Source organism: Microbacterium sp. CH12i (assembly GCF_000685355.1).
In the GTDB taxonomy this organism is placed as follows: Bacteria; Actinomycetota; Actinomycetes; order Actinomycetales; family Microbacteriaceae; genus Microbacterium.
In genome coordinates this window covers 25,370-32,578 of the sequence record NZ_JHET01000009.1, presented here as the reverse complement: position 1 = coordinate 32,578, position 7,209 = coordinate 25,370, and the positions used below count along the sequence as shown (strand labels likewise).

General features: G+C 61.0%; 7 protein-coding genes. 2 read left to right on the top strand and 5 right to left on the bottom strand.

The window, feature by feature from the left end; translation table 11 throughout:
• On the top strand, positions 1–330 hold a 330-nt coding region (locus DC31_RS12125; RefSeq protein WP_036280521.1), incomplete at its 5' end, for an integrase core domain-containing protein.
• Here the strand turns inward: DC31_RS12125 and DC31_RS12120 are convergent.
• Genes DC31_RS12120 through DC31_RS12110 form a run of 3 tightly spaced genes read right to left on the bottom strand, consistent with a single transcriptional unit; the run spans position 327 to position 2,049 of the window.
• Positions 327–551: a hypothetical protein gene (locus DC31_RS12120; protein ID WP_036280518.1), complete on the bottom strand. Its 225-nt coding sequence runs from the start codon at positions 549–551 to the stop codon at positions 327–329. The genes DC31_RS12125 and DC31_RS12120 overlap by 4 nt on opposite strands.
• Positions 551–1,495, bottom strand: coding sequence for a DUF3560 domain-containing protein (locus DC31_RS12115; RefSeq protein ID WP_036280516.1), 945 nt, complete (start codon positions 1,493–1,495; stop codon positions 551–553). The genes DC31_RS12120 and DC31_RS12115 overlap by 1 nt, the downstream gene beginning before the upstream one ends.
• Positions 1,492–2,049: a hypothetical protein gene (locus tag DC31_RS12110; protein ID WP_036280513.1), complete on the bottom strand. Its 558-nt coding sequence runs from the start codon at positions 2,047–2,049 to the stop codon at positions 1,492–1,494. The genes DC31_RS12115 and DC31_RS12110 overlap by 4 nt, the downstream gene beginning before the upstream one ends.
• 102 nt (positions 2,050–2,151) lie before the next feature.
• On the opposite strand from DC31_RS12110, the gene DC31_RS12105 reads away from it, so the two are divergent.
• The gene (locus DC31_RS12105) at positions 2,152–3,312 is read left to right on the top strand and encodes a type IIL restriction-modification enzyme MmeI (RefSeq protein WP_200872927.1); all 1,161 of its coding nucleotides are present in this window, start codon (positions 2,152–2,154) and stop codon (positions 3,310–3,312) included.
• A gap of 23 nt (positions 3,313–3,335) precedes the next feature.
• Here the strand turns inward: DC31_RS12105 and DC31_RS12100 are convergent, their stop codons facing one another.
• Positions 3,336–6,626, bottom strand: a complete 3,291-nt coding sequence (locus DC31_RS12100) for a DEAD/DEAH box helicase (protein WP_036280511.1) — start codon at positions 6,624–6,626, stop codon at positions 3,336–3,338.
• Position 6,627: 1 nt separating this feature from the next.
• Entirely contained in the window at positions 6,628–7,167 is a 540-nt protein-coding gene (locus tag DC31_RS17125; RefSeq protein ID WP_152545419.1) for a hypothetical protein, read from the bottom strand.
• Positions 7,168–7,209: the final 42 nt, after the last annotated feature.

Sequence of the window (7,209 nt, the reverse complement as noted above, 5' to 3'; positions counted from 1 at the left end):
TTCTTCGCCAGCCTCGGCGTGACCGTGACCGCGGTGATGACCGACAACGGCGCCTGCTACCGATCCCACGCGTTCGCTGCCGCGCTCGGCGAAACCATCAAGCACAAGTGGACCAGACCGTATCGGCCGCAGACCAACGGGAAAGTCGAGCGATTCAACCGGACCCTCGCCGTCGAGTGGGCATATGCGAGACCCTACGCCAGCGAATCCGAGCGAGCCGCCGCCTACGAGACCTGGCTCCATCACTACAATCACCACAGACCCCACACCGGCATCGGCGGCAAGACCCCCTCAGAACGCGTTCACAACCTCACGGGGAAGTACACCTAGCGGTCGCGGAAGAAGTCGATCGCGCTGACGATCACCAGCCACACCAGTGCCGCGGCTAGGAGAGTCATGAAGATCTTTCCCAGGTGTGGCCTCATGACGATCCCGAGCCATCCCGCACCGACTGCGAGCAGGACTGTGGTGAGTCCGATCAGCTGCCGCCGCAGGCGGATCAGGATGTTTTCGGGGATCTCAGTGCGCTTCCGCTGCATGGTGATACTCATCACACACCTCCGCCCTGCGGCTGGTGCCCATCGATGCGCGGATACGGCGCGATCATCTTGCCGTACACACCCACCGCGGTGACACTCTTGAGGTTGACCCGCACGACCTTTCCCCAGACGTGCGAGAACTGGATGAGGTCACCCAGTTTGATCGTCTCGCGGGAGTACTCGACGACTTGCCCGTCAGCGATCTGCTGCTGACGAATGCCGTTCCAATATTCGAGCTCATCGGTGAGCCGATCGACCTCACGGAGGACTCGTTCTGCGTAGTCTCCCTGCGCTGGAGCCGTGACATCGAGCATGCCGTTAGACAGACGCCGCGAAGACCCATCACGCCTGCGTCGCCAAGCGCCGAGTTCCGACTCGAGCCGCTCGATCCGGCGTACGACCTGCGCCGGCGCATATCGGCGATCCGTTGCATTCTTGGCGTTCTTGGCTCGCTCGGCGGCGTACTTCGCGGCCTGGTCGGCGTCGATGCTCCTGCGCATCGCAGCATCAGATTTTGCGATCGCCGCGCGGTGCCGACCTTCGCTGTGATGGCCGATCTTGACCGGTTCCCCCATCGGCGGCAGCGCTGCGTGAGCACGTGCGGCCGCGGCATCCGCCGCTTCTGCCTGTGCGACTCGAGTGGCAGCCCTGACGTTGAGGCGCGCTGCTCGCGTGGTCTGTCTCTCGCGGGTATCCGCTTCAACCTCAGATGCTGTCCGATAGGTGTCATCGACCGAGATCTCGACGGTGAAGCCTGCGGCGCGCAGCTGCGCTGCGGTGCGTTCGATGGTGCTTCGCTGTGGCGCACGGTCACGCGAACGGGCAAGGAACCAGGTATCGATGCTGCGACCCCAGCGCCAGCCCTCAGCCTTGAGGATCGTTGCGGACCCATCACCACGGCTGGTGCCGCTGACAAGAGAGCCATCCGCTGCAGAGTGAGAGATCGTGATGCTCATGATGCACGGCCCTCTCGCGTCTGACGAGCACCTTCGACGCTGAGCAGCGAACGGAAGCCGATCTCCCGAGTCCACTCGTCAACAGCGCGGCTGAGGCCTGCATACTCGTACACTCCGGCGTGCTCCGGGGAGGCCTCATGCGGGTGGAAGTACAGCCGCGCAGCGATTGCCTCGCGCAGCCGTTCCAGCTGTGCGTTGGCTTCGGAGCCGTCCCACCCGGTGTGGTGGCAAGAGACTTCGCTGAGGTAGAGCCGACTGCGTTCGATCTGCAGGATCTGCTCAATGTCGATTCGCTCCCCGAGCAGCTCGGCGACGGGCTGCCATTGGTACCGCGGTGCGGGGATGTCTCGCTTGTTGGCCTCGCTCACGCTTGCATAGTTCTCATCCCACAGCTGCTGACCAACGCGATCGGCGCCAGCGAGGACTGCGGCGGGGGCGAGGCCGGGCGTGATGATCGGAGACAGTGATGGGGCTTGGGTGATGTCGGTGCTGCTGATGAGCATCGCCGTCACGAGTAGGTCGATGGTGTCCTGCTGGACAGGGAGCACACGCATAATGCAACCTCCTATATTGTTGTGTATCTGACATATGCAACAGTATGGGGCGATCATCGTGTTGTCAATAGCGGGGAACGTTCCGGCGGATAGCTTTGATCTGTGACGAAGTCGATATCGATGAATGAGATCCGTACGCGCGCTGCGCAGTTTGCTCGCGCGTGGCAGGATGAGCCCGGCGAGGAGCGGCAACAGGCTCAGACGTTCGTGAGGGATCTCCTCGGTGTCTACGGGATCACCCAGAGCCGAGCAGCGTTCTATGAGAAGCGCGTGAAGCGTTCCTCGACCGGCGCCCGCGGGTACATCGATGCTCTAATCCCGGGTCTGGCGCTGATCGAAATGAAGTCGGCTGGCAAGGATCTTGTCGCGGCCGAGCAGCAGGCACTCGACTACATTGACGACCTGCCCGATCCAGAGATCCCGCGCTGGGTGCTCACCAGTGATTTCCACAACTTCCGGCTCCTTGACCTCCGAGCCGACAACGATGTAGCCCCGATCGAGTTCACACTCAAGCAGCTGCGCGATTACGCCGACAAGCTGGCGTTCCTTGCGGGGTATGGCGAGCGAGAGTTTGGATCGAAGGAGCAGGAATCAGCGTCGATCAAGGCAGCACGGCTGATGGCTTCGTTGTACGAGTCTCTCGAGGGTGCGGGGTACGACGACCATGAGGCGTCGGTGTTCCTGGTGAGGACTCTCTTCGCGCTGTATGCCGACGATGCTGGCCTGTGGGACCGAGATCTCTTCCTCGAATTTCTTGAGACGCGAACGGCTACCGATGGTTCAGATCTGGGGCCGCAGCTGTCGTTGCTGTACCAAGTCATGGGTCGTGAGCCGTCACGTCGACAGTCGAATCTTGACGAGCTGATGGCACGGTTCCCGTACGTGAATGGTGGTGTCTTCGAGGAGACGGTCTCGATCCCGTCGTTCGATTCGGGGATGCGGGAGCGGTTGATCTCGGCCGCGATGTTCAACTGGTCCTCGATCTCGCCGGCCATTTTCGGCAGCCTCTTCCAATCAGTGAAGGATCGGGTTGCGCGCCGAGAGCTCGGTGAGCACTACACGACTGAGACCAACATCATGAAGGTCATCGGACCCATGTTCCTGGATGAGTTGCGCCAGCGATTCACGGATGGGTATCACGACTCCGGCAAGCTCAAGAGGCTGCGAGCGGATATGTCGCAGATGCGCTGGATTGACACGGCCTTTATGCGCAAGTCGGGTGTCTCACGAGACAGTTCGTCGCGGCTCCCTATGCCAGCGTGAGCGACGACTGCCCCGGTGGAACGTTAGCTGTGCATATCCATGGCCGGTAGCAATGCGGCCAACTCTGGGGTCCCGTAGGTGAGGAAGACGAGGGCTGCGTCGTCGCTCTCATCCCAGGTCGCGCGGTCGAACGTCACCGGTAGCGGGGCAACCGACGACGGGGCGAAGTACTCATCGATGTCCTGCACGCCGTCGCTCTTCCTGAACGACAGCCTGGACGAGGTCCCCGCCGAAGTCGTCAGCCAATACACATTTGGGCGACCATCGTCAGGCTTGAAGGCCCCGCGTGTGAGCACGTTGGCTGTGAGCACTCGTTCCAGTAATTCCGGGGTCGAGGCGCCCACCAGCGATGGCGGCTCCTTGATCCGCCCGATATCGACGGGTGTGCCGATATCGTCGTTGCCTACTGGCTCGCCTTTGATGTCCTCGACCTGCTGTCGAATCTCACCGACTTCGGAGTCGATAAGGGCGGGGGTCACATGACCGCTCAATGCCAGGCGCTCAATGGCCTTTTCGATGTTGGCGAGCACGGGGGCAGCGTCGCCAACAATATCGGTGAAGTCGCTGTAGTCCTCAGCGATGCCCTTATAGACCTGCTCCTCAACTGTGTCGGCGTAGAAGTAGTTACTGATGCGGATGTCCTTATAGGAAGCGCCGATACGATCTACGCGCCCGATCCGCTGCTCTACACGCATGAGGTTCCACGGCATGTCGTAGTTGATAAGGCGACCAGAGGTTTGCAGATTCAGGCCCTCGCTCATTGAGTCTGTGCCGATGAGGACCTCCAGTTCGCCGCTGCGGAACTTGGTCTTGATCTCTGACTTGGTGACCTCGGTCCAGGTTCCTGCGTCCGCGTCGTAGACCTCACCGCCTCGCCCGGAGTAACAGCCAAGCCGGCGGTATCCCGCTGCAAGAAGCCGCTCACGTACGTAGTCCATCGTGTCGGCATACTGTGTGAAAACCACTACGGATGAGTACCTGGCCAGCGCTTTGGTCACGTCGTCCACCAGGTGGCTTGCCTTGCTATCCTCGCCCGTGATGCCGTCGAGGTCTTGGACGAATGACTTCAGCTCGGCGATTTCATCGCGTAGGCGATCGGCTCTGGTGTCGAATGCTTCGGGCTCAAACAGAGACTCCTCGATGTCTACGTTGTCATCCTCGGTGAGTAACTCCGCCAGGTTTCTGCCGTCCTCCAACACTCTCAGGCGGCGGCGGAGTGACCGCTTGATCGCCTCGAACGACGAAGTCAGGCGACGCCGATAGATGGTCATGACGAAGCCAAGCGCCTGGCCGCCTTGGTCGGCCATGTATGCGTTGTAATGACGACGGATGTATTCCTCGATGCGCTCGTACAGGCGACGTTCGTTGGGCGCCAGCGGGATGAACTCGTCCCGGACATGGCGGTGAGGGATGACTACATCGTCAGAGATGATCCCGGCCGCCTGATAGGCACGCATCGTCTTACGTGTGTTGCGGAAGACCCGATCTCGCATCGGCGTGTGGCGACGAAGCCATTTGTCCATCCATTCCGATGTCTCGTTCGGGAATTTGGCTTTCAGATCTGCACTGGGCGGGTTGCCAGCCAACGCAGTGACTACGTAGGCGCTGGTCCACCCCAAAGCGTCATCGACCTGCTTCTCAAGGTCAGCATCGCGCTCGGCCTGAGGGTCGGAGAAGTAATCCTCCAGCATCGAGCACAACAATTCCCAATGCCGGTGCAACGGGTCGATGGACAGCAGTTTGAAGAAGCGGATGAAGTTCTCGGCGCTTTCTCCCCAGCGACCTTTTAGGCCTAGCAGCGAGATCAGGTCCCACGCCTCGTGCGGGTGCATCTGCATTGGGGTGGCGGTGGCGAGGTAGAGCGCCCGCCACATCTCCTTGTCGCGCATGTCCTGCAGCAGTCCCAGCAACGAGTTCGGAGTGTCAGTCGGCTTCGATCCTCGGCGGCGAGCATGGTGTGCTTCGTCAACCAGCACCACGTCCCACGGTCCCGCATCGAGTATCTGCCTGCGACGGTCGCGCCGGCGAGCAAGGTGGGATGAGGCGAGCACGATGGGAAAGGCCGACCACGGGTTCGAGTTTGGGGCAGTGGGGATCGGCTGGTCGAAACGATCCACGAAGCCGCCTTTGTCGAATCGGGCGGCGTCCAGGTTCATCTTCTCGTGGAGTTCTTCTTGCCACTGCTTCATGACCGAGGCTGGCACCAGAAGCAGGGCCTTCTGTGCGCGCCCCGAGGTGAAAAGCTCGCGAAGGACCATGCCTGCTTCAATAGTTTTACCGAGACCAACTTCGTCGGCGAACAGGTAGCTCCGCGGATAGGTGGACACTACGCGATTGATCAGTTCGGCCTGGTGCGGAAGTGGCTGCGCCCACGCTGACCCGACCCCCGTCCACGCGGACTCGGTAGGAGCATCGCGGAGCGCCGTGAGTTCATCCCACGCGACCTCGGCATCGAAGTCGACTATGTCGTCGAGCGGTGGTTCTGGAGGTCGCAGGATGGATCCGGGCGGCAGTGGTGGGGCTTCGGGCGCGTGCTCGATGAGGTGCTGCCGGACTGCCGATGGCAAGTCGATGACGGCCCAGCCTGCATCGGCGTTGCCGTTCCAATGCATCCTGAAGTCGAGTACCTTGTTGGCACCCAGATAGTCCCAGATGGGGACGTTCCATGACGGATAGGCATCGAAAGTCTCGTGGTTCCGCGACCACGCAGTCACGGAGGAGTTGTTCGAACCGTTGAAGGCAACCCGATTGCCATAACGGTCAGAAAATATGCCGTACTTGGTGTGGAAGTACCGGCCTGACTGCCGATGTGTCAGTAGTCGACCGTCCTCGGCTTTCGGAATGCCGACACGAATCTCAAGTCGTTCGGTGGCAACCATCCATGCCAGCACGCTCAGATGTTCGCTCTGAACGATCCTCGTCCCTTCAATATCCGGGTCGGCGAGGAGTCGTTCAGCCACCACGTCCTCGAGAGGTCTGCCGCCGATGACAGCGTCCACGTCCCGCTGGGCGAGTTGCGCCCCGACGATCAGACGCATCCGACCGCCGTTGGCAATGAAATGCGCTGTGCCCTGTGCGGCGTATTGGAGTTCAGCGGCCGACCAATAGCCGACCGCACGATCGTACGTCGATGCCCGTGACAGCAACGGCACATAAAACGTCTCGAATGGTCGGTCATCCGGCGAGTAGGTCGCCTTTACAACAACAGTCTGGAAGGAGTCAGGTGACGATACCGAGTCGAATGTGAGTAGGGGCGTTTGTATCGGAGGCGCCGGGGAATCGGGCAATAGGGCCTCGCCGTCATCTTGAGTCATGTCACTCCAACTCGAACAGTGCATTCTCGTTCGGGGCCACAACTGCTGCCATCTCAACCGCTTCGGGGAGTGCGATGTCATCAAAGTAGAGAGTGCATAGCGTGTCGAGGAGCCCTGCCTCGGGCACTACCCATGTGCCCTTGACCTTGGTGCGCGGGATCGCGTTGACCAAGCCCTGCAGCGTAGAAATAAAACCGCCCTTGCTGGTGTATCCATGGAGGTCAAGGAACCGCTTAGCCGCTTGCTGACCGTCAACCTCGGCGATGTATAGGGCGGTGTCCACCGCGTCGATCATATAATCGAAGGAGATGGCCTCTGGGGTGACACCTGGCAGATCTGAGTCGGCTCCGCGACGCAGGCGTTCCTTGGGCTCCAATAGCCTTACCTTGCCAGCCGTCTTTGACAAGATCTTGGCTCTCTCTATGGCGTCGATGTCGAGGCCGCCCACGGCGAGGGCCAGCAATCGTGCGGTGTCGAACGGGAACTCCCGAGCTCCGAACGTATCCCAGGCGAGCAGAACGAAGTCGGTGAGCGAGTCCACCTTCGCGGCCTTTCCGACGAGCCGCGATCGACGGAGGTCCAC

Bases quoted from the DNA above. Each gene is read 5' to 3' on its own strand.
- DC31_RS12120 (WP_036280518.1), bottom strand. From the start codon at position 551: ATGAGTATCACCATGCAGCGGAAGCGCACTGAGATCCCCGAAAACATC.
- DC31_RS12115 (WP_036280516.1), bottom strand. From the start codon at position 1,495: ATGAGCATCACGATCTCTCACTCTGCAGCGGATGGCTCTCTTGTCAGC.
- DC31_RS12110 (WP_036280513.1), bottom strand. From the start codon at position 2,049: ATGCGTGTGCTCCCTGTCCAGCAGGACACCATCGACCTACTCGTGACG.
- DC31_RS12100 (WP_036280511.1), bottom strand. From the start codon at position 6,626: ATGACTCAAGATGACGGCGAGGCCCTATTGCCCGATTCCCCGGCGCCT.